At 62.0% G+C, this 19,583-nt stretch carries 18 protein-coding genes and 1 tRNA gene; 18 read left to right on the forward strand and 1 reads right to left on the reverse strand.

Annotated features, from left to right (window positions below; translation table 11 throughout):
* Positions 1–369: 369 nt before the first annotated feature.
* Positions 370–1,830 carry a pyruvate kinase gene (gene pyk, locus DW003_RS03045; protein ID WP_117637393.1) on the reverse strand — a complete coding sequence of 487 codons (1,461 nt, stop codon included), beginning with the start codon at positions 1,828–1,830 and terminating at the stop codon, positions 370–372.
* 442 nt (positions 1,831–2,272) lie between these two features.
* Between pyk and DW003_RS03050 the strand changes: the two genes are divergently transcribed.
* The 18 genes from DW003_RS03050 (at position 2,273) to rsmI (ending at position 19,580) form a co-directional block, all read left to right on the forward strand.
* On the forward strand, positions 2,273–4,954 hold the full coding sequence (locus DW003_RS03050) for a cation-translocating P-type ATPase (RefSeq protein ID WP_118387481.1): 2,682 nt from the start codon (positions 2,273–2,275) through the stop codon (positions 4,952–4,954).
* A gap of 596 nt (positions 4,955–5,550) precedes the next feature.
* A complete protein-coding gene (gene rsgA / locus DW003_RS03055) occupies positions 5,551–6,504 on the forward strand; it encodes a ribosome small subunit-dependent GTPase A (protein ID WP_187361889.1) in 954 nt (317 codons plus the stop codon).
* Between the two features lie 251 nt (positions 6,505–6,755).
* Entirely contained in the window at positions 6,756–7,415 is a 660-nt protein-coding gene (gene cpaB, locus DW003_RS03060; RefSeq protein ID WP_226790441.1) for a Flp pilus assembly protein CpaB, read from the forward strand.
* On the forward strand, positions 7,415–9,064 hold the full coding sequence (locus DW003_RS03065; RefSeq protein ID WP_117759579.1) for a P-loop NTPase: 1,650 nt from the start codon (positions 7,415–7,417) through the stop codon (positions 9,062–9,064). Before cpaB ends, DW003_RS03065 begins: the two co-directional genes overlap by 1 nt.
* The gene (locus tag DW003_RS03070; RefSeq protein WP_118387483.1) at positions 9,061–10,389 is read left to right on the forward strand and encodes a CpaF family protein; all 1,329 of its coding nucleotides are present in this window, start codon (positions 9,061–9,063) and stop codon (positions 10,387–10,389) included. The genes DW003_RS03065 and DW003_RS03070 overlap by 4 nt, the downstream gene beginning before the upstream one ends.
* Positions 10,362–11,288, forward strand: coding sequence for a type II secretion system F family protein (locus tag DW003_RS03075; RefSeq protein WP_118066132.1), 927 nt, complete (start codon positions 10,362–10,364; stop codon positions 11,286–11,288). Before DW003_RS03070 ends, DW003_RS03075 begins: the two co-directional genes overlap by 28 nt.
* Entirely contained in the window at positions 11,285–11,926 is a 642-nt protein-coding gene (locus tag DW003_RS03080; RefSeq protein WP_118066130.1) for a type II secretion system F family protein, read from the forward strand. The genes DW003_RS03075 and DW003_RS03080 overlap by 4 nt, the downstream gene beginning before the upstream one ends.
* A gap of 10 nt (positions 11,927–11,936) precedes the next feature.
* Positions 11,937–12,170: a hypothetical protein gene (locus DW003_RS03085; protein ID WP_089572694.1), complete on the forward strand. Its 234-nt coding sequence runs from the start codon at positions 11,937–11,939 to the stop codon at positions 12,168–12,170.
* Positions 12,134–12,697 carry a hypothetical protein gene (locus DW003_RS10040; protein ID WP_147352177.1) on the forward strand — a complete coding sequence of 188 codons (564 nt, stop codon included), beginning with the start codon at positions 12,134–12,136 and terminating at the stop codon, positions 12,695–12,697. Before DW003_RS03085 ends, DW003_RS10040 begins: the two co-directional genes overlap by 37 nt.
* Before the next feature lies 1 nt (position 12,698).
* A complete protein-coding gene (locus DW003_RS09855; protein WP_006235089.1) occupies positions 12,699–12,917 on the forward strand; it encodes a hypothetical protein in 219 nt (72 codons plus the stop codon).
* On the forward strand, positions 12,853–13,389 hold the full coding sequence (locus DW003_RS03095) for a TadE/TadG family type IV pilus assembly protein (protein ID WP_089572690.1): 537 nt from the start codon (positions 12,853–12,855) through the stop codon (positions 13,387–13,389). Before DW003_RS09855 ends, DW003_RS03095 begins: the two co-directional genes overlap by 65 nt.
* Before the next feature lie 64 nt (positions 13,390–13,453).
* Positions 13,454–15,514 (forward strand): hypothetical protein, encoded by a 2,061-nt coding sequence (locus DW003_RS03100; protein ID WP_118387486.1) that lies wholly within the window; start codon positions 13,454–13,456, stop codon positions 15,512–15,514.
* Complete coding sequence (locus tag DW003_RS03105) at positions 15,514–15,990, forward strand: TadE/TadG family type IV pilus assembly protein (RefSeq protein WP_118387488.1); 477 nt, start codon at positions 15,514–15,516, stop codon at positions 15,988–15,990. Before DW003_RS03100 ends, DW003_RS03105 begins: the two co-directional genes overlap by 1 nt.
* Entirely contained in the window at positions 15,987–16,346 is a 360-nt protein-coding gene (locus DW003_RS03110) for a DUF192 domain-containing protein (RefSeq protein ID WP_233508931.1), read from the forward strand. Before DW003_RS03105 ends, DW003_RS03110 begins: the two co-directional genes overlap by 4 nt.
* Before the next feature lie 324 nt (positions 16,347–16,670).
* Entirely contained in the window at positions 16,671–16,955 is a 285-nt protein-coding gene (locus tag DW003_RS03120; protein ID WP_117637384.1) for a ribbon-helix-helix domain-containing protein, read from the forward strand.
* A 123-nt stretch (positions 16,956–17,078) separates the two neighbouring features.
* A tRNA-Phe gene (locus DW003_RS03125) sits at positions 17,079–17,151 on the forward strand.
* A 482-nt stretch (positions 17,152–17,633) separates the two neighbouring features.
* Entirely contained in the window at positions 17,634–18,695 is a 1,062-nt protein-coding gene (locus DW003_RS03130; protein WP_055309641.1) for a glycoside hydrolase family 5 protein, read from the forward strand.
* A 6-nt stretch (positions 18,696–18,701) separates the two neighbouring features.
* The gene (rsmI, locus tag DW003_RS03135; protein WP_089572680.1) at positions 18,702–19,580 is read left to right on the forward strand and encodes a 16S rRNA (cytidine(1402)-2'-O)-methyltransferase; all 879 of its coding nucleotides are present in this window, start codon (positions 18,702–18,704) and stop codon (positions 19,578–19,580) included.
* Positions 19,581–19,583 lie beyond the last annotated feature (3 nt).

The following is a 19,583-nucleotide window of genomic DNA, read 5'->3' on the forward strand; positions in this document are numbered from 1 at the left end:
TCGGAAGTATGCGGCAAAATCTGAACCCTGTGAGCAGACCTGGCTTTTGAGGCCAGTTTATCAGGCATTTTGTTGCGAAAAAACGGGGTGTGCTCGGAGGTCTCAGAATTTGCCGCATACTTCCGAAAACGCGGTCGATCTGGCTTTTGCTAAAACGATTTAGCAGCGTCGGGTAAGGTGTGGTTTCGCCATCGGGCGAACACTTTTAGCGCTTGGGACTTTATTTTTGGGCCTCGAAAGGTGGATTTCGCGCTTTTGGTAAAGAAATGGGTGTGTGTTTTGCCGTGTGCCGGCATTGACACAGAAAAAGGGCCCGGAAGGCGAAGCCTTCCGGGCCCTTTGCAATGCAAACATGCTTGCAAGTACGACTTAACGCACCTGAGCGACGTAAGCGACGTTGGTCGAGGAGACCTTGTCCTCGAGCTGGACGCTCATGCGGGGATCGCCGGCGGTAGCGACGGTCAAATCGCCAGCCTCGACGTAGCCGAGCTCCTTAGCGGTCTCGATCGCCTTGACGATCGTGCCGTTGACGGTGCCCTGGGTAATCTCGGCCTGGTGCGGGATAACGCCCCAGTACATGATCATCTGCTGGACGGCCCACTCGTGGCGGGAGAACGCGCAGATCGGCATGTTGGGGCGGAAGTGCGAGATCAGGCGAGCGGTACGACCGGTGGTCGTCGGCACGGTGATGCACTTGGCGCCAACGGTGGTGGCCATGTTCACAGCGGACATACCCACAACGTTGTTGACGACGCGGGTGCCGTGAGCGTCGGCCGGAACCTCGAGCGGAGCGTGGGCCGGGAGGTACTTCTCGGTCTCGAGAGCAATGCTGGCCTGCATCTTAACGGCCTCGACCGGGTACTTACCGGCAGCGGACTCGCCGGACAGCATAACGGCGTCGGTGCCGTCGTAGATGGCGTTAGCAACGTCGGCAACCTCGGCGCGCGTCGGGCGCGGGTTCTGCTGCATGGAGTCGAGCATCTGCGTAGCGGTGATAACGGGCTTGTAGGCCGCGTTGCACTTGGCGATGATCTCCTTCTGGATGTGCGGAACGAGCTCGGGCTTGATCTCGATACCCAGGTCGCCACGGGCGACCATGATGCCGTCGGAAGCCTCGAGGATCTCGTCGAAGTTCTCGACGCCCAGGGCGCACTCGATCTTCGGGAAGATCGTCACGTGCTCGCCACCGTTCTCGCGGCAAAGCTTGCGGATGCCGCGGACGGACTCGCCGTCACGGATGAAGGAAGCGGCGATGTAGTCGATGTTCTCGGTCAGGCCAAAGAGGATGTCCTGACGATCGCGCTCGGTGATGGCGGGCAGCGAAATGTTGACGTTGGGCATGTTGACGCCCTTGCGCTCGCCAATCAGGCCGTCGTTCTTAACGACGCAGGTCATGTCCTGGCCGCTGACGGACTCGACCTCGAGGGCAACCAGGCCGTCATCGATCAGGATGAGGGAGCCCTTCTCGACCTCGGAGGGCAGAGCCAGGTAGTCGAGGGAGATGTGCTCAGCGGTGCCGTGGAAATCCTCGGACGTGGGCTGAGCGGTGACGACAATCTTGTCGCCGGTCTTGACGGCAACCTTCTTGCCATCGACCAGAAGGCCGGTGCGGACCTCGGGGCCCTTGGTGTCGAGCAGGATGCCGACGGGCAGACCGAGCTCCTTGGAAATACGACGGACGCGCTCGATGCGACCGTGGTGCTCGTCGTAGGATCCGTGCGAGAAGTTAAAACGGGCGACGTTCATGCCCGCCTTGATCATCTCGCGGATGGTCTCGTCGCTATCGCAGGCGGGACCCATGGTGCATACAATCTTGGTGCGCTTGTACATTCAGACCTCCATCTGACATCGTCTTGCGCTGATAGATAAACCATAAGAAATAAAACCGAAATGATTATAACGAAATGCCGACCGAATACCCCAAAAAATCGACCGTATGCCGAAATGGAAGTTCATTTTTTGCGAGAAAAACGGTATATGAAAAATCTTTACCAACCACTCCAACCGCTGCTATCTGGGAGATATGTCAGTTTGGCGATGTGCCGAAGAAAAAACGTTTTACCAATGTTGAGCATCACACGGTCTGCACCGTTGCGTGCGGACCATATTTCCAAACCGATTGTTTTGGCTAGACGCGTCGCTTTGGGGTACCATAGCTCCACTATCAACTGCCGCTCAGCACGGCAGCCTTGATGAGCCCTTGCCCTTCTCCTGGGAATTATGATCGGGCATCAATCTGCTGAGTGGCCCGAATCCCAGGAGGGGACTCTATATGCAAAAGGAATACCTGTCCGCCGCGGCGGAGGTGCTCAGCGACCAAGGTGTCGATGAGAACCTCGGCCTGAGCAACGACGAGGCGTCTTCGCGCCTCGCCAAGACAGGCCCTAACAAGCTCGAGGAAGCCGAGAAGACACCGCTGTGGAAGCGTTTCTTTGAGCAGATGGCCGACCCCATGGTCATCATGCTGATCGTTGCCGCCGTCATCAGTGCGCTCACGGGCATGGTCAAGGGCGAGCCCGACTTTGCCGATGTTGCCATCATCATGTTCGTCGTTATCGTCAACTCGGTGCTGGGCGTGGTCCAGGAAGCCAAGAGCGAGGAGGCCCTCGAGGCCCTGCAGGAGATGAGTGCGGCGCAGTCCAAGGTGCTGCGCGACGGCAAGCTCGTGCACCTGCCGAGCGCCGAGCTCGTGCCCGGCGACGTGATCATGCTCGAGGCGGGCGACTCCGTCCCGGCCGACTGCCGCGTGCTCGAGAGCGCCACGATGAAGATCGAAGAGGCCGCGCTCACCGGCGAGTCCGTGCCCGTAGAGAAGCACGCCAACGTGATCGAGCTCGCTGCGGGCACCGATGACGTGCCGCTCGGCGACCGTAAGAACATGTGCTATATGGGCTCCACCGTCGTGTACGGCCGTGGTCGCGCCGTCGTGGTCGGCACCGGCATGAACACCGAGATGGGCAAGATCGCCGGCGCCCTAGCCGAGGCCAAGGAAGAGCTCACGCCGTTGCAAGTGAAGCTCGCCGAGCTCAGCCGCATCCTTACCATTATGGTTATCGTCATCTGCGTCGTCATCTTTGGCGTTGATATCATCCGCCACGGCGTGGGCAACGTTCTTACCGACCCGACCGCCCTGCTCGACACCTTTATGGTTGCCGTCTCGCTCGCCGTCGCCGCCATCCCCGAGGGCCTTGTTGCCGTCGTGACCATCGTCCTTTCGCTTGGCGTGACCAAGATGGCCAAGCGCCAGGCGATTATCCGCAAGCTCTCTGCTGTCGAGACCCTTGGCTGCACACAGACCATCTGCTCCGACAAGACCGGTACCCTTACCCAGAACAAGATGACCGTCGTCAAGCACGAGCTCGCTGCGCCCAAGGAGAAGTTCCTGGCCGGCATGGCGCTGTGCTCCGATGCTCAGTGGGACGAGGAGCTGGGCGAGGCCGTGGGCGAGCCGACCGAGTGCGCGCTCGTCAACGACGCCGGCAAGGCTGGCCTCACCGGCCTGACTGCCGAGCATCCGCGCGTGGGCGAGGCCCCGTTCGACTCGGGCCGCAAGATGATGTCCGTGATCGTCGAGACCTTGGATGGCGAGTACGAGCAGTACACCAAGGGCGCGCCCGACGTGGTGATCGGCCTGTGCACCCATATCTACGAGGGCGAAAAGGTCGTCCCGCTGACCGAGGAGCGTCGCGCCGAGCTCGTGGCCGCCAACAAGGCCATGGCCGACGAGGCTCTGCGCGTGCTGGCGCTGGCAAGCCGCACCTACACCGAGGTCCCGAGCGACTGCAGCCCCGCTGCGCTCGAGCGCGACTTGGTCTTCTGCGGCCTGTCCGGCATGATCGACCCGGTCCGCCCCGAGGTCGCCGAAGCCATCCGCGAGGCCCACGACGCTGGCATTCGCACCGTCATGATCACGGGCGACCACATCGACACCGCCGTGGCCATCGCCAAGCAGCTGGGCATCGTCACCGATCGCAGCCATGCCATCACCGGTGCCGACCTCGATCGCATGAGTGACGAGGAGCTCGACGCGCACATCGAGGACTACGGCGTGTACGCCCGCGTCCAACCCGAGCACAAGACACGCATCGTCGAGGCTTGGAAGTCGCGCGACCAGATCGTGGCCATGACGGGCGACGGCGTCAACGACGCCCCGTCCATCAAGCGCGCCGACATCGGCGTGGGCATGGGCATTACTGGTACCGACGTCACCAAGAACGTCGCCGACATGGTGCTCGCCGACGATAACTTTGCCACCATCATCGGTGCCTGCGAAGAGGGCCGTCGCATCTACGACAACATCCGCAAGGTCATCCAGTTCCTGCTTTCGGCCAACCTTGCCGAGGTGTTCTCGGTGTTTATCGCCACGCTCATCGGCTTTACCATCTTCCAGCCGGTGCAGCTGCTGTGGGTGAACCTGGTCACCGACTGCTTCCCCGCGCTCGCGCTGGGCATGGAGGATGCCGAGGGCGACATCATGAAGCGCAAGCCGCGCAACGCCAAGGACGGTGTCTTTGCCGGACATATGGGTCTGGACTGTGTGGTCCAGGGCCTAATCATCACCGTGCTGGTGCTGGCGAGCTTCTTTGTGGGCGTGTACTTTGACATGGGCTACATCCATATCGCCGATATGATCGCCGGCAATGCCGACGAGGAAGGCGTGATGATGGCGTTCATCACGCTCAACATGGTTGAGATTTTCCACTGCTTCAATATGCGCAGCCGTCGTGCGTCGCTGTTCACCATGAAGAAGCAGAACAAGTGGCTGTGGGCTTCCGCCGCGCTGGCGCTGGTGCTGACGGTGATCGTAACCGTGCAGCCGACGCTTGCCGAGATGTTCTTTGGCCCCGTGACGCTTGAGCTCAAGGGCGTTCTTGCCGCGCTGGGCCTGGCCTTCCTGATCATCCCGCTGATGGAGATCTACAAGGCGATCATGCGCGCGGTCGAGAAGGAGTAACGCTCTCGTCCGGGCCCGCCCCACGCCCTTTCTCCCTCACTGGTCCTCGCGCTTCGCGCTGCGGGATCGTTCGGGAGAAAGGGCTTCCGGGGCGGGCCCTGCGCTATCCTTGCTGGCTTCTCTCCCGTGCGGATGAAAAAGGGCTGAGGGAAAGAAGGCGAGCGGCCGAGCAATTGCTCGGCCGCTCGTTTTGAAATAAAGGATGTGCCCTTAGGAAACCCCTCCCGGCGGTCGGGCCTTCGGATAACCTCTCGGGACCATAAGCTGAGGGAAAGTGTGTGAGTCGGGCGAGCAATTGCTCGACCGACTCTTTTTTGTGGGTAAAATACCTGCTCAGTTGTGTGGTTTTGTGCTGGGAGGCATCTGTGGGCAAGGCTAAGGCTAAAGCGAAGAAAAAGACGACGGGGGCGCGGGCTAAGCGCGATCGTCGTCGGAAGCTTGCGACCGAAGCTCCCGCGTCTGCCGAGGAACTGCTGGCAAGCGTGCCGGGGCTTGACGCGCTGCAGGATGTTCCGGCGTTTGATGACCTGCCGGTCGATGAAGCTCAGCAGGCTGCCTTTGATGATTTCTGCGCACATGCCGAGGAGCCCGAGCAGATGCAGCTTGGCGCCGTGGTGCGCTTGGATCGTGGGTTTCCGCTGGTGGCGACTGCCGACGATACCTTCCGCGCCGAGCATGCCGTGGGATTTGCCAAGTCGCGCGGTGGGGACGAGGTCCTGCTGCCTGCCGTGGGCGATCGTGTGGCGGTGCGCCGCGCTCCCGGGCACGATATGGGCGTGATTGAATGCGTGCTGCCGCGCCGTACGAGCTTTGAGCGTTGGCGCGGCCGTGCCCGCGGAGAGCGCCAGGTGCTCTGCTCCAACGTGGATAGCGTGCTAATCGTGCAGGCGCTCGGTGCCGGCGAGGTGCTGCTCGACCGTGTGGCGCGTTCGCTGGTATTGGCGCTCGACTGCGATGCCGAGCCGGTGGTGGTACTCACCAAAGCTGACCGCTGCGATGCCGAGGAACTCGAGCGCGATCTGGACCGCGTGCGCCGCCTGGTGGGTCCGGACGTGCGCGTGATCGTGACGTCCTCTGCCGAGGGCCGCGGCCTGGACGAGGTCCGTGCCTGCGTGCCTGCCGGGAGCTGCGCCATGATTCTGGGCGAGTCGGGTGCCGGCAAGTCGACGCTGCTCAATGCGCTGCTGGGCCACGATACGTTGGCGACCGGCGGTGTGCGCGAACGCGACGACCAGGGCCGTCACACTACCGTCGCGCGCGTGATGGTGACGCTGCCGGGCGACGCCGGCGTGATCGCCGATGCCCCGGGCCTGCGCAGCCTACCGCTCGTGGGTCACGAGCGGGGACTGGCCCGCGCCTTCCCCGAGATTGTCGAGGCATCGCGCGCGTGCCGGTTTGGCGATTGCACGCATACCCATGAGCCGGGTTGCGCCGTTCGCGAGGCCGAGGACGCCGGGCAGATCGATAGCCTGCGTCTGGAAACGTTCCAAAACCTGGCGTTATCCATGCGCGTGAGTGCTCAAATGCTCGATCCCGATGTCCATCTGTAATTGATTTTTCCTATGACAGCCGTTTCCCAACTGTTCGGGAGACGGCTTTTTGCTGCGGAAAAGCCTCGAAACATGCAGTTTGCTGACGTGCTGACCAAAACCTTGCCACGAGCTTGACGGGCTGGTCAGCTTTTGGTCAGCGATTGGTTTGACATCGAAAACCAAGATTGCGATTGCGCCGCTTTGCACTCTGACCGCCCAGACAATGGTGGTACGGGCATTCGCCCGGCACTGCCATGAGAGGAGCGGCCGTGAACAAGAGCAAGCGCATCGCCATCAGTCTGGTCGCGGGCGTGCTCGCTGCTCTGCTCTGCATGGTTTACGGCTCATCGATCCGCTCACAAGCCGAACAGGTCCAGGCTGAGACCTTGGCCAAGTACGGTGGCGATCGCGTCGAGGTATGCGTCGCGGCGCGCGATATCGATGTGGGCGAGACCCTCGATGAGACCAATGTCATAACCCAGGAGTGGCTGACGAGTCTGCTGCCGCGTGACGCGGCGACCGAGCTGCGCCAGGTGCGCGGCGACGTGACGACTTCGCGTATTCCCAAAAACGCCGTGATCTGCAATGTCTACACCAAGGTCGAGAGCCGCAAGCTCGAGGTGCCTAAGGGCAAGGTCGCCGTTTCGGTGGCGGTCGATGCCGAGCACTCGGTCGGCGGTGCTACGGGCGTGGGCAGCTACGTGGATGTGTATGTGCAAAAAGACGGCGTGACCGATCGGCTGTGCGGCGCGTACGTGATCGATACCAGTGAGGATTCCGGTGCCACGCGCGAGGGCAAGATCGAATGGGTGACGCTGGCGGCTGACCCCGAAGACGTCAAGGAACTGCTGGGAGCCTCGGGCAAGGGAACGGTCAGCTTGACGATTCCCGCCACGGCGCGCGGCAAAAAGAGCGGAGGCGACGAGTGATGAAGGCGATCTGGCTTGCGTGCTGCGCGTGCGGCGATTACGGGCTGTTGCAGCGGGAAGTCGAGGGCCGTGATGCGGGTGCACAGGTGCTTCGCGTGGGTGACCTGGACGGGCTGGTTTCCATGGCGCGGGCGTTTCCGTCGCGCCGCGGGGCTGCCATCATCGCGGCGTCTCTGTTTGATACCGAAGATGTGCGCAAGACTGTTGCGCGCCTGACGGCCGAAGGCCGCGTGAGTCGCGTGGTCGTGTTGATAGAAGCGCTCGATCCGTCGGATATCGAGGGGCTGTTTCGCGCGGGGGCGACCGAGGTCATCGCTGCGCACAGTATATGCGGCAACGGGCGTGCGGGCGAGGGAGCGGTTGATTCCGATCGGCGCATGACGATTGAGCCCGATGCTTTTGTTGATAGGGAACCCGGGGCGCCTCGCGCTACAAGAGGCCCGCGTGTTGATGATTATGGAAAAGCGGAAGCCGAGCATGGTCGGCGCCCCCGGAACCCCCTTGTATGCGATGACGCTGGAGGGCCGGCGCAGCATGCTGGCGACTCCCCGGCTGTAGATATGGGATACGTGCACGGCGTGAATCTGGTGGATGAACTCGACGAAGTTGAGGGCTTTGCCGGGTGCGGCGAGTTGTCGCTAATGCAGCATGAGCAGATTGCGCAGAACGAGCCTGCCTCGCAGACCGAACAAGCTGCCATGCCGGCTTGGACGCAGCGTGTGGTTGCGGCGGGGGAGACGGGGGCGCTGCCACCGACGCCCGCCCCGCCGCCTCCGATGCCGCCGGCAGACGCTGCCGCTCCGCCGCATCGAGCTCCGGTCATCTGCGCTATTTCGGGTTCGGGCGGTTGCGGCAAGTCGACGATCGTTGCCACCATGGCACACACATCGTCGCTGTTGGGCTTGCGTGCCGCCGTGCTCGACCTGGACCTGATGTTTGGAAACCTTTACGACTTGTTAGGCGTCGATGCTCCGCGCGATATGGCGGCACTTATCGAGCCGTCGGCGGCGGGCACGCTCACCGAGCCGGATATCGTAGCCACATCGATGCGCGTGGCGCCGGGCGTTACGCTCTGGGGTCCCGTCGCGGCGCCCGAGCAAGCTGAGCTCATGGCGCGTCCGGTGGAGCTACTGCTTGATGTTCTGCGTCGTGAATCCGACGTGGTCTTTATCGATACCTCGGTCTTTTGGGGCGACGCCGTGGCGGCTGCGGTGGCGGCGAGCGACCGTTGCCTGGTCGTTGGCGATGCGGCGGTGTCGTCCGCGACATCGGCGTCGCGCGTCATCGAACTGGCAAGTCGAGTAGGTGTGCCGCGCACGCGCATGAGCGCCGTGTTCAACCGGTTCGGTGCGCGCGGGGCAGACGAGGACGTCGCCATGCGCTTTGAGATTGCCTGTGCGTTGAGCTCCAAGATTCGTATCGCCGATGGCGGGCAGGATCTCGCCGCGCTCATGGCGTTTGGGCGCGCTGACGAGGCGGTGGGGCAGACCAGTGCTTTTGCGACTAGCATGCGCGAGGCCACGCGCGAGATGCTCGTGGAACTGGGGTGCGCCGTCGGCCCTTGGGGCGATATGGTCGCCGACCGTGCAACGCGTACCGAACGCCCGCGTATCCGCCTTCCCTGGTTGCGCGAGGGTGATCAGCGATGAGCCTGCAAACGAGGATTAAGGCTGCCGGCGCTGCAGCGGCGGCAGCGCCTGTAGATGCGGGGCGTCGCCGCGCGGTGAAACGACGCACCAAGCGCGCCGTGATGGACCGCATGGGTTACGACGAAGTGGCGCGTATCAGCGCCTATATCGACCCGGCACTTGCCCGCTCGGAATTGCGTCCTGCGGTGGAGGCGGCGCTCAATGTTGAGGAGCCGACCGATCTCGCGACGCCCGAGCGCGAAACCATCATCGACGAGATTTTGGATGACGTGGTGGGCTTGGGGCCGTTGCAGCCGCTCATCGAGGACGACACCGTTACCGAGATCATGATCAACGGCTGCCGCTCGGCTTTCTTTGAACGCGGCGGCGTCTTGTACCCCATCGAGCATGCGTTTGAGGATGATGAGCAGATCCGTGTGCTTATCGACCGCATCATCTCGCCACTTGGCCGCCGTATCGACGAGCGCAGCCCCATCGTCAACGCCCGCCTCAAAACGGGCTATCGCGTCAACGCGGTGATTCCGCCTGTGGCGATTGACGGACCGATTCTCACCATCCGAAAGTTCTCGGACCGTATCTGCTCGCTGGACGAGCTTGTGGGGCTGGGGTCGCTGCCGCTTTGGTATGCGCAGCTGCTGTCGTGCGCGGTGTCGCTGCGACAGGACCTGGCGGTTGCGGGAGGCACGGGATCTGGTAAGACCACCCTGCTCAACGCGTTGTCATGTGAGATTTCCACCGGCGAGCGCATCGTGACGATCGAGGACTCTGCCGAGCTCAAGTTTGCGCATCATCCGCACGTGGTGCGCCTAGAGGCGCGCGAGGCTTCAATTGAGGGTGAAGGCGCGGTGACGATCCGCGACCTGGTAACTAATGCCCTGCGCATGCGCCCCGACCGCATCGTGGTGGGCGAGGTGCGCGGTGCCGAGTGCTGCGACATGTTGCAGGCCATGAACACGGGCCACGACGGGTCGCTCACCACACTTCATGCGGGTTCAGAACAGGAGACCGTGGTGCGTCTGACGTTGCTTGCACGTTATGGCATCGACCTGCCGAGTGAGCTCATCGAGGAGCAGATTGCCATGGCGCTCGACGGTATCGTGATGTCCGAGCGCCACGCCGATGGCAGGCGCTTCGTCTCCTCGTATTCGGGGGTGCGACGCGCCGCCTCGGGCGGCGTAGAGCTCGAGCGCTATGTGACGTTCGATGCCGCCGAGCGCACCTGGACGCTTGACCGCGAGCCGCCGTTTATCGCAGAAGGCCTGCGGTCGGGGATGCTCACACAAGAGGAGGTGGACGAATGGAGATCACTGTGCCCCTCGTCGTAGGGGGCTTGGCAGGGCTTTCTGTCGCGACGGCGTGCGGGGCGGAACCTCGTGTGCCGCAGGTACCGCCGGCGGAGCTGGCACGTCAGGCGCTCGAGACGGTGGCAGAGAAGCTGCCGCGTGAGCTGGTGGAAAACGATCTGCTGAAAAAGATCGCCCGTTCGTGGGCATCGCTGGCTCCGGCGCATCGCCTTGGCCTCGTGATCGAAGATGCTTCGGGACGTTTGGCGTTTCTGCTGCTATCGAGCGGTGTCTGCTGCGTTTTACTAACGATGGTGTCGTTATCGCCCCTCGGATTTGCCTTGGGACTTGTTGCTCCGTTTGCCGTTGGTGCCGCTCGGGATGGCTTTGAGAGCCGGCGCGAGCAACACGATGCAGAAGAGGCAATGCCCGAGGCGTTTACCGCACTTTCCATGTCGCTTGCCTCGGGACATTCGCTGGCCCAGGGCATGCGCTTTGTGGGCGCTCATGCGCAAGAGCCAGTGCATAACGAGTTTTTGCGGGTGGCGGCGGCGATCGATTGCGGCATCTCGGCGACCGACGCGCTCGATGACTTGCTCGTGCGTATCGACGCCCCCGGTCTTTCGCTTGTGACCTTGGCGCTTAAGGTGTCTCAGCGCACCGGCGCTCCGCTTGCCGACTTACTGTCCGAGGCATCGAGCATGGTGGGGGAGCGCATTGAGCTCAAGCGCCGCCTGGATGTTAAGACGTCGCAGGCTCGCATGTCTGCGCATATGGTCGCGGCGATGCCGGCGGGCATGTGCGCGGTGTTGGCGCTGCTTTCGGCAGATTTTCGTCGCGGTCTTGCGACGCCTGCCGGCGCGGGCGCTGTGGTGCTGGGTCTTGCCCTCAACGCCGTTGCCCTGGTGGTTATCCGGCGCATTATGAGGGTGGAGCTATGAGCGCCCTGGTTGCAGTTGCGGCTTGCCTGTGCGCCCTGAGTGTATTTGTCGCGACGGGTTTGGATCGGGTGGATGCGCGCAAGATCGCAGGGGCCTGCAAGCGCGAGGCGGTGCTGGTCGCTGCTGCGGGTTGCTCGGTGGTCGATGCTCTGACCGCGCGAGTGAAGGGCGCGGTTGGAGCGGGCGGCCCGGCGCGAGTGTCGCTCGGCGAAGTGTCCGAGATGATCGATGTTGTGCGCTTGGGTCTTTCGGCCGGTCTTTCGTTTGATGCGGCGCTTGAGATTTTCTGCGCCAACCGCCGGTCAGTGCTGGCTCTTCGCCTTGAGCGCGCCTGCATGGCGTGGCAGGTGGGCGTGGGCACGCGTGAGGACGAGTTGTTGGCCGCCGCGCGCGACCTGGACGTGCGAGCGCTCGAGACCTTTGCCATCACGGTGGGGCAGGCGCTCGCCCTGGGTGCCCCACTTGCCGAGACGCTGGCCGCTCAAAGTCGCGAGATCCGTGCGGCTCATCGCGCTGCGGTCGAGCGCGAGATCGAACGTGCGCCCGTCAAGCTGCTGATTCCCACCGGCACGCTCATCTTGCCGGCGTTGCTTCTGTCCATATTGGGCCCGCTGCTGGGAGCAGGCGGGATGATGTAGGGAGGAATACATGAACACGATGACTGACGCTGCTGGCAAGGTCCAGGGCTGGGCGTTTTGCCGGGCGGCACATGTTCGTCAGCGCGCCAAGGAACTATTGCAGGAGGAGAGTGCACAGGGTACCACTGAGTATGCCATCTTGGTCGGCGTGCTCGTGGTGATCGCGATTATCGCCATCGTCGCATTTAAGGGCAAGGTCCAAGATCTATGGAACGCTATCAGCGAGGGCATCAACAGCCTGTAGAGGGCGAGCGCCCCATCGGGGTGCTGCTGGTGTTTGCTTGCCTGACCGTGGCGATAGCGGTGGTGCTTTGGGGGCTTAACGCCGCGCGGCAGCAGCGTCCTGGGACCGCCTCCGATTTGGGCTCAGATTCGGCGGTAGCGTCTCAAAAAGATGAGATGCGAGATACGGACGATTCGGATGTCGCTGTCACGGCGCAAACCTTTCTGCGGGCGCTCGACAAGCGGTCTGGCACTGCGACGGATTCGCCTGAGGGCAACGCGATTGCGGTCCGGCTTGCATGGTCCGAGGACCGACCGATGACCGAAGCGGCAGCGGATATGCTGCGTGCCTATCACGAGGTACCCACGGCACAACTTGCTCTGAGCGGCTATCTCGATATCAAGGGCAACGTGTGGGGCGCTATCGTGCGCGACGGACGCGGCTGGGTCGATATGGTGACGGTTGCCGCGGATACTGGCGATGCTTCGTGTCGTCTGCGCGCCGTGCGCCTGGTCCCGCAAACAATAAACTCAAAGGAGGGATCGTGAAATGCATGGCGTTCTGCGTGAAGAGGTTGCCCAAGCGACTGTGGAATACGCCATCGTCACGGTGGCGCTGTTATCGATCGTGCTGGCGATTGCGGGACTTTGGCGTGCTGGCACCGATGGGCGCTTGGCGGCGCTGGTCGAGCGGGCGGCATCCCATGGCGTTGCCTCGATGTCGGTTATCGACGCCGCTGCGGGCGCTAAGGACATCGCGTTGTATTGATATCGCGTGCGAGGACCGGGCGCAGTCTACGGTCGAGGCCGCTTTTTTGCTGCCGACGTTTCTGACGCTCATCCTTCTCGCACTGCAACCGGTGTGCCTGCTCTATACGCGCGCGGTCATGGAGTCTGCCGCCGCCGAGACCGCGCGGCTCATGACCACGACGACGGCGGAGGACGACGATCTTAAGGAGTTCACCCGCCGCCGGCTTGCCGCAGTGCCCAACGTTTCGATCTTTCATGCCGGCGGGCCGCTGTCGTGGGATATCGAGCTTGGCCGGGCCGGTGCGGGTGGCGTCTCGTCCGTGTCCGTTTCCGGCGAGGTCAAGCCGTTGCCCGTGATCGGTGCGTTTGCGCAGGCTATGGGTGGTGCCGCCGAGGGCGGCTACGTTGAGCTCAAGGTCGATGTCTCGTATCAATCGCGTCCCGAATGGCTGGAGGGAGATTATGATTCGTGGATTGCTACATGGGATTAAGCGTTTCTGGTCTAGACGCGTTTTGACGCGCCGTCCGAGCTGCCATTGCAAGCGAGGCGGCTTTATGGGTCGAGCCGGTGTCGATCTGTTTATCGAAGACGGCGCCTATACCACGCTTTCTTCTGCCGTGGTCATCCTAGTGGTGCTCACATTGTTGTTTTCGTCGACCGCGGCGATATGGAGCATGTCGCGTGCCGGGGACACCCAGGTGGCGGCCGATAGCGGCGCGCTGGCGGGTGCCAACGTAGTGTCGTCCTATCACACGGCTGCCACGGTGGTTGATGCGAGTATCTTGAGTCTGGGGCTGGCGGGGTTTGCCACGATCGGGACGGGCCTGGTCGCCATCCTCATCCCGGGTGCCGAGCCGGTTGCCGGCAATATGGTCGACACCGGGATCGAGATCATTAAAACGCGCAACAAGTTTGCCAAAAGCGCATCGGAAGGCTTACAGAAAATCGAGACGGCTCTGCCGTATCTGATCGCCGCGCGTGCCACGCAGGCGGTGTCGGCGCAGGATACCGATAGTGTGACCTATACCGGTACGGCGCTTGCCGTACCCAGGACATCCGAGTCGGACTTTGCTGCGCTCAAAGGGTCAGAGATCTCGACCGATACCATTAAAGACACATCAGATGATTTAGAGCGTGCGGCCGAGGAGCTGCGGAAGGCCTCGGAGGAGACGGCGAAGGCAAAGGAGCGCGCTTGGCTGGCGGATTGTGGTGGGTCTGACAAGGGCTCGGTCGGCAGCTGTTCTTGTATGTGGGAGCGCGCAAAAAGCCTAACGGATCTTTCCGGTGTTCAAAATCCGCATTACTCATCGAGCGTTACGTGGGAGCCTCAAGTTGCCCTTGATCGCGCGAAGGACTACTACCATTGGCGTCTGACAAATGAGAAGCCCCAGGGCTCGAGTGTCGAGATGAAGGCAGAGTCTGCGGCGCGTAAGGCGTTTTATACCTATGCGAACGCGGAGGTCGATCGGGCATATATAACCGAGAACGGAGACAGGGTTTCCTCCTATATTCCGCTGCTGCCGCGCAACTCTGATGAGGTTCGGGCGACGGAACTCTATACCGATGCGGTGTGGCCGACGAGCGTAAACGATGACAAGGCGTATCTGCATTACGGGACGACCTGCCCCAACTATAAGAAAGGGACGCCGAGCGGATTTGCTTCGGTTGCCGATTACGATGGACAGGATAAATGCAGCAAATGCCATTTTGGCGTTTTGTCGCTTGGTGCTGTTGCGGCGCCTTCAACCTCTATCGAAAACGGCTTCGAGTATCACTTTGACAAGTTTAAAGACGCCCTGGAGGACTACGTCGACTGTCGCAACAAGGAGCTCGAGCTCGAGCGTCAGACCGAGGACGAAGCCGACCGTGCGGGCAATGCGTTCGATACCGCCATCAAAGAACTTTCCGGTGAGCGTCCGCGTATCGCTCCGCCCGGTCGCAACGGCGTGGTTGCCTTTGCGGTTTCGGGTGCCATCTCGAGCTCCGATGAACTCAACTCTTCGTTTAACACGGCAGTCAGACTTGGCGATCGCGGTGCCATCTCTGCCGCGGTGCTGGCGCCCGATGGGGCGACGGCGCAAAACAACGTGCTTTCGCGATTTTTCTCGACATTGAAGGAACGCTCGGGCGGCGTTGCCGGCGTGCTCGACGGCGTCATGGATGTCTGGGGACGGCTGCTTGTGGGATACGGTGATATCCAAGGTTCGGCCGACGAACTTATGGGCGAGATGATTAAAGGCCTAGGAGGGGGCAGCGGCGCGTTGGGCTCCATCGCATCGTGGCTCGGCGATACCGTTTCGGCGTCCGTGGCGGCGTTGGGTCTGGAACCGTGCGACTTGCGCCTGCGAAAGCCGGTGCTGACCGATTCCGCCAACGTCATTAAGAGTCCGGGGTCTGACATTGCCGGTCTCTCTCAAGCGCAAGACAAGCTGCGAAGTATTCCGTTGGGCGTGACCGATCCCAAGGCGCTTTGCGAGGCGTTGGAATATCAAGTCGAACGCACCATTAGCGGTACGGTGTTCACGCTTGCGGAGATTCCTCTGCCCGGCGGCGGCTCCATCCCGCTCACCGTCGATGTCGCCACGCTGGTTGGCGCTTTGGGCGGTGGGTCGTAATGAGTATCCGCATGCGTCTGCGCGAGGAGCGCGCCCAAGCGACGGTGGAGATGGCAGTGGTTACGCCCGTTTTGCTGGTGCTGGCACTCATCGTGTACAACGTCATGATCTTTGCCAGCGCTGTCGCGCGCTTCGACCGCGTGGTGCCCGACATCGTGTTGGCGCACGCCGTGGCGTCGGAGGGGGAGGGCGACGAAAGCTCTGCCGATGCCTCGGCGACGGTTCAGACTCAAATTCTGAATGCCATGGAAGGCTATGGCTTGCAGATCGAAGTGTCGAGCGAGCAAGGCGCGGAGGCATCGGATGGTGGCCTGCTCTCCCTATCCGGTACGTTTAGGACCTACACCTGCACCATGCACTATGAGCCGTGGCCGACTTCTCTCAGCATCGCTGGCGTTCCGCTGGGGGCGCCGACAACGTTGTCGCACGAGCGCGCGGTGACGGTCGATCCATGGCGTCCGGGGGTGGTCATGTGACCGCGGTCTCGTCCTACATCGCGTACGCGCGGGCGCTCAACAGGCTGGGTTGGACGCCGGCCGAGTTTGTGGTGGCGGAGTCGTTTGCCGTGCGCCTGCGCGGCATGCTGGGACGGTGTCCGGTTGCCGCCAACGGTCTGCCGCTCGTCATGGCGTTTCCACGCTGCTCTTCGGTCCATACGTGTTTTATGGCCTATCCCATCGACATCGCCTTCATCGATCGCGACGGCAATATCCTCGCGCGCTACGAAAGCGTTCGTCCTTGGCGCACGTGCTCCTGCCCCGGCGCCTGGGCCGTACTAGAGCGTCCTTCAATCATTGTTTCGATCCCTGCTCTCCAACGCGTGCCGGCTTAAGAATTGGCGACAGCGGACTTTCGTCATACGAAATTGGGTAAGATGGAGGAGAAGATGCATGGATGTTGAGATCCATCCCAACGCTAAAAAGCACCTGACGGAAAAGCAGGTGCTTAGCGCTTGGCTTGCGGTTACTGGGTGCATTCGTCGCGAGTCGAAGGACGAGCCGCCGAGATGGCTTGCGATTGGATGGCTCCCAGACGGACGAAGCGTGGAGCTTGTCGCGGTCGAGCTTGTCCGTGGGTGGCTTATCATTCATGCCTTGTCTCCAGTCCAGAAGAAATTTTGGCAGGAGATTGAACAGGCTCGGCAAAGGGGTCGATGATGGGCAAGACGTATACGGCCGCTAATGGTCAGGTTGTAACGGATGAAACGATTGACGCGTGGTGCGAGTCGTACGAGCGCGGAGAGTTTCCGGATGGCGAACACACCGTTGGTGGGATCGTGCATGGACGGCCCCCACTCTCAGGTGAGGGGACGGCAACGCTGTCGGTCAAGATTCCTCTGGGAATGAAGGAGGCCATTCGTCGACGGGCGGCTGCCGAGGGGATGACGCCAAGTGAGTTTGCCCGTGCGGCTCTGAGCGAAAAACTTCTTGCTGCCGGCTGATGCCTCTGACGTGCCGATTTATAGAACCGAGGCTGTGCTCAAAAACTTTTTTAAAATTCTCGGTTGACCGGAACGCGTCCTTGGTTATACTAATCAAGCCTTGAAACAAGGCACACCTCAAATGGCTGGGTAGCTCAGTTGGTAGAGCAGAGGACTGAAAATCCTCGTGTCAGGGGTTCGATTCCCTTCCCCGCCACCTTGAATTGACTAGGACCTCTGCAAAGGGGTCCTTTTCTTTTATGTAGCCCTCGCACGGAATCGAACCCCGTGAGGGCGCGGAGCTGAGTAAACGCGTAAGCGTTTGCCAGCGCAGCTCGCAAGGCGCGTAAGCGCCGCAGCGGTCCGTCCGCGCAGCGCGCGGACGCGATTCCCTTCCCCGCCACCTTGAATTGACTAGGACCTCTGCAAAGGGGTCCTTTTCTTTTATGTAGGGTTCTGCGGAAACTGCGTCCCAGAATAAGGGCTCAGAACGGGACACACTTTCCGGTGCCTGCCTCCGGCGCGCGTACACACCTCATCGCACCATTCCGAGCCCGCCCGCCCCAGACATTCCTCCCACTTTCGCGTCACTTTGCAGACCGTTCGGTCGCCTGTCCGCACACGCGGGTATACTCAAAACGATACTTATCCTATGCAATACGATGCGGGTTCGACCTGCATGATCCGAAGGGGGCAGTGATGGAGAGGATACTCGGCGTTAATCTCTCTGGCTGGTTTATTCCCGAGCCTTGGGTGACCCCGTCGCTGTACGCGGCGACCGGTGCATCCAACGCGGCCGAGCTACAGGAGGCCATGGGTACCGCCGCCTATAACGAGCGCATGCGCCGCCATTACGAGACGTTTGTGAGCGAGGACGATTTTCGTCGCATGGCGCAGATCGGTCTCAATGCCGTGCGTCTGCCGGTGCCCTGGTATGCCTTTGGCTCACAGGAGTCCGATGCCTCCTACATATCGGTTGTCGATTACATCGACCGCGCAATTGAGTGGGCTGCCAAGTACGACATCCGCGTGCTGCTCGATCTGGCAACCGTGCCCGGTGGCCAGGGCGATTCCAACGATTCGCCCACCACGCCGGAGGCTGTTGCCGAGTGGCATTCGTCCACCAACGGCCGTCATGTCGCACTCGACGTGCTCGAGCGCTTGGCCGATCGCTATGGCGAGGCCGAGAGCCTGCTGGGCATTGAGCTGCTGGACACGCCGCAGATGAGCGTTCGCAAGAGCCTCTTCACCATGACGGATGGCATTCCCGCTCACTACCTGCGCAATTTCTATCGCGATGCCTACGAGCTCGTCCGTTCGTATATGCCCGAGGATAAGATCGTCGTCTTCTCGTCGTCGGGGCATCCCAGCGAGTGGAAGCATTTTATGCGCGGCGCCAAGTACAAGAACGTCTACATGGACCTTCACCTGTACCATTACCGCGACGAGTATGCGCTCGACATCACGAGCCCCCGCGGGCTGACGACGGCGATTTCGCGTAACAAGCGCGAGCTTAAAGAGGCGATTTCGACTGGGTTCCCCGTGCTGGTGGGCGAATGGTCGGGCGCGGCGATCTTTGCTAACTCGTCGGTTACGCCCGAGGGCCGCAATGCCTACGAGCGCGTGTTTATCGCCAACCAGCTGGCTTCGTTTGCGCCGGCTGCCGGTTGGTTCTTCCAAACGTGGAAGACCGAGAAGCGCATTGCAGCATGGGACGCCCGCGCGGCGCTCGGTACGCTCGAGCGCGGCATGATTGAATAGGTTGATATGACGCAAAACAGCGCCCATACGGGCAAACTCTATGTGGTCGGCACGCCCATCGGCAACCTAGGCGACCTGTCCCCGCGCGTTGGCGAGGCTTTTGCCGCCGCCGATGCCATTTGCTGCGAAGACACGCGTGTGACGTCAAAGCTACTGATGCACCTGGGTATTTCCAAGCCGCTTGTCCGTTGCGACGAGAATGTGATCGCTAGCCGCGCTGCCGGCCTGGTCGACCGTCTGCTGGCGGGGGAGACCCTCGCCTTTGCCTCGGACGCCGGCATGCCGAGCGTGTCCGATCCCGGCCAGGCGCTGGTCGAGGCGGCGCGTGAGGCCGATGTGCCTGTCGAAGTTATTCCCGGACCCTCTGCTTGCGTCACGGCACTCGTTTCGTCCGGCATTCCCTGCGAGCATTTTTTCTTCGAGGGCTTTTTGGGCCGAAAGCACGGCGACCGTGTGCGCCGTTTGCAGCGCCTTGCCGTGGTGCCCGGCGCACTCATCTTCTACGAGTCTCCACATCGCATCGTGGCGACGCTCGAGGCCGTGGCGGAGGTCTTTCCCCAGCGTGAGCTTGCCGTCTGCCGCGAACTCACCAAGCTGCACGAGGAGGTCTTGCGCGGGCCCGCTGACCAGCTTGCCGAGGAGCTGCGTGCTCGCGGCGAGGTAAAGGGCGAGATTGCGCTGGTCATCGCGCCGCCGAGCGAGGACGAGGAGGCCGGCATCGCGCCGGTTGGCGCTGCGGTAGCGGATCCCGACGATGCCCTGCGCGAGGATATCCGCACCGCGCTCGAGGAGGGGGAGCCCGCCTCTGCGGTGGCCAAGCGCCTGTCTCAGAAGTATTCGCGCCGCAAGCGCGATGTCTATGCCATGGTGCTCGATATGCAATAGATG

This window comes from Collinsella sp. AF36-3AT (assembly GCF_003475205.1).
Lineage (GTDB): Bacteria > Actinomycetota > Coriobacteriia > Coriobacteriales > Coriobacteriaceae > Collinsella > Collinsella aerofaciens_AF.

What these genes read in the sequence shown, in the direction of transcription:
- DW003_RS03085 (WP_089572694.1), top strand. Translation starts at nt 11,937, where the DNA reads ATGAACACGATGACTGACGCTGCTGGCAAGGTCCAGGGCTGGGCGTTT.
- rsgA (WP_187361889.1), top strand. Translation starts at nt 5,551, where the DNA reads ATGCAGCTTGGCGCCGTGGTGCGCTTGGATCGTGGGTTTCCGCTGGTG.
- DW003_RS03130 (WP_055309641.1), top strand. Translation starts at nt 17,634, where the DNA reads ATGGAGAGGATACTCGGCGTTAATCTCTCTGGCTGGTTTATTCCCGAG.
- DW003_RS03065 (WP_117759579.1), top strand. Translation starts at nt 7,415, where the DNA reads ATGAAGGCGATCTGGCTTGCGTGCTGCGCGTGCGGCGATTACGGGCTG.
- rsmI (WP_089572680.1), top strand. Translation starts at nt 18,702, where the DNA reads ATGACGCAAAACAGCGCCCATACGGGCAAACTCTATGTGGTCGGCACG.
- DW003_RS03075 (WP_118066132.1), top strand. Translation starts at nt 10,362, where the DNA reads ATGGAGATCACTGTGCCCCTCGTCGTAGGGGGCTTGGCAGGGCTTTCT.
- DW003_RS09855 (WP_006235089.1), top strand. Translation starts at nt 12,699, where the DNA reads ATGCATGGCGTTCTGCGTGAAGAGGTTGCCCAAGCGACTGTGGAATAC.
- DW003_RS03095 (WP_089572690.1), top strand. Translation starts at nt 12,853, where the DNA reads ATGGCGTTGCCTCGATGTCGGTTATCGACGCCGCTGCGGGCGCTAAGG.
- DW003_RS10040 (WP_147352177.1), top strand. Translation starts at nt 12,134, where the DNA reads ATGGAACGCTATCAGCGAGGGCATCAACAGCCTGTAGAGGGCGAGCGC.
- DW003_RS03070 (WP_118387483.1), top strand. Translation starts at nt 9,061, where the DNA reads ATGAGCCTGCAAACGAGGATTAAGGCTGCCGGCGCTGCAGCGGCGGCA.
- DW003_RS03105 (WP_118387488.1), top strand. Translation starts at nt 15,514, where the DNA reads ATGAGTATCCGCATGCGTCTGCGCGAGGAGCGCGCCCAAGCGACGGTG.
- DW003_RS03050 (WP_118387481.1), top strand. Translation starts at nt 2,273, where the DNA reads ATGCAAAAGGAATACCTGTCCGCCGCGGCGGAGGTGCTCAGCGACCAA.
- pyk (WP_117637393.1), bottom strand. Translation starts at nt 1,830, where the DNA reads ATGTACAAGCGCACCAAGATTGTATGCACCATGGGTCCCGCCTGCGAT.
- DW003_RS03120 (WP_117637384.1), top strand. Translation starts at nt 16,671, where the DNA reads ATGGGCAAGACGTATACGGCCGCTAATGGTCAGGTTGTAACGGATGAA.
- DW003_RS03100 (WP_118387486.1), top strand. Translation starts at nt 13,454, where the DNA reads ATGGGTCGAGCCGGTGTCGATCTGTTTATCGAAGACGGCGCCTATACC.
- DW003_RS03080 (WP_118066130.1), top strand. Translation starts at nt 11,285, where the DNA reads ATGAGCGCCCTGGTTGCAGTTGCGGCTTGCCTGTGCGCCCTGAGTGTA.